This window comes from Photobacterium sagamiensis (genome assembly GCF_050337085.1).
In the GTDB taxonomy this organism is placed as follows: Bacteria; Pseudomonadota; Gammaproteobacteria; order Enterobacterales; family Vibrionaceae; genus Photobacterium; species Photobacterium sagamiensis.
This window is the reverse complement of sequence record NZ_JAKJSP010000116.1, coordinates 1-1,154: the sequence shown is the minus strand read 5'-3', so window position 1 is coordinate 1,154 and position 1,154 is coordinate 1. Positions and strand designations below refer to the sequence as shown.

Genomic DNA, 1,154 nt, shown 5'->3' with positions numbered 1-1,154 from the left:
GGCCAACCAAAGAATTCACAATTCGTTTTATCCCTAAGTGAGGTCATCGCCCATGGGTTACCTAACTCAGCTGATTTATAGAACCATTCTCCGGCGGTTAAACCCTTTTGAAAATCCTGAAATTCTAATGAACGACCCAGCCAGTACATTGCATCCGGATTTCCCGCTTCAGCTTCTGGTCTAAGTTCTTGCTCGGCATCATGCCAGTGGGCTTGCTGCACATATTCCATACCCTGTTCAAAACTGGCATGGCTGTAGCTGCAGAGAACTACATTGATCAATATGGCATGTGTTAGTTGTGTTAAGAAGGCTTTCATCATGGCTTAAAACAAATTAACTTCGTTGTAAAAATAATTAATAGTGTGGGTTGCAAACCATTCGTCTGCTTTTTTATCTAATTCCGTTTTTTTTCTTTTGTTAAATCGCCACCAATCCCACCACTCTCTAAAGCAAAAGATAAGCTACTTCCATACAGGTCACCTACCCTTGTACTAATAACTGCATAATAATATGCTTGTTCACTGTCTTTCTCTAAACCATTACCTCCTTCATCATAAATATTTGCTAATGAAAATGCTGCAACCGGATAGCCGAGTTCTAGAGATTTATATAACCAATTTTTTGTTGCTTCGTAGCCAATAATATCCGAATAACTAGCAACAGCTGTCATCGCGCGTGCGTAACCATTTTCAGCAGCAATAGATAAAATTTTCGCACATTCTTCTCTTATATTTTTAGGTGCTGTATCATAACCATGATTCCCAAGTAATAGTCCATTTAACTTTATTGCGGCAGTTCCTTCCCCCATTTCTAATGCTTTAGTTAATCGACGAATTTTTTCATTCTTTCTAACAAATGGAATATATCCTTTCCAACCTAAATCATAAGTTGCCAGAGCATATTCGGCGAGTCCATCACCTTTTGCAGCCATATCACGCCAGATCTCTAATCGCTTTTCACTCCAGTTTGTTCTTTTACATGGCCAACCAAAGAATTCACAATTCGTTTTATCCCTAAGTGAGGTCATCGCCCATGGGTTACCTAACTCAGCTGATTTATAGAACCATTCTCCGGCGGTTAAACCCTTTTGAAAATCCTGAAATTCTAATGAACGACCCAGCCAGTACATTGCATCCGGATTTCCCGCTTCAGCT

Annotated in this window: 1 protein-coding gene and 1 pseudogene; both read right to left on the bottom strand. The window is 39.8% G+C overall.

Annotation, left to right across the window (positions count from 1 at the left end):
- Positions 1-320 (bottom strand): annotated as a pseudogene (locus L4D76_RS28590) (hypothetical protein); the annotation flags it as partial.
- A 74-nt stretch (positions 321-394) separates the two neighbouring features.
- Positions 395-1,154: SEL1-like repeat protein (locus L4D76_RS28585; RefSeq protein ID WP_489686033.1), on the bottom strand; the 760-nt coding region annotated here is incomplete at its 5' end.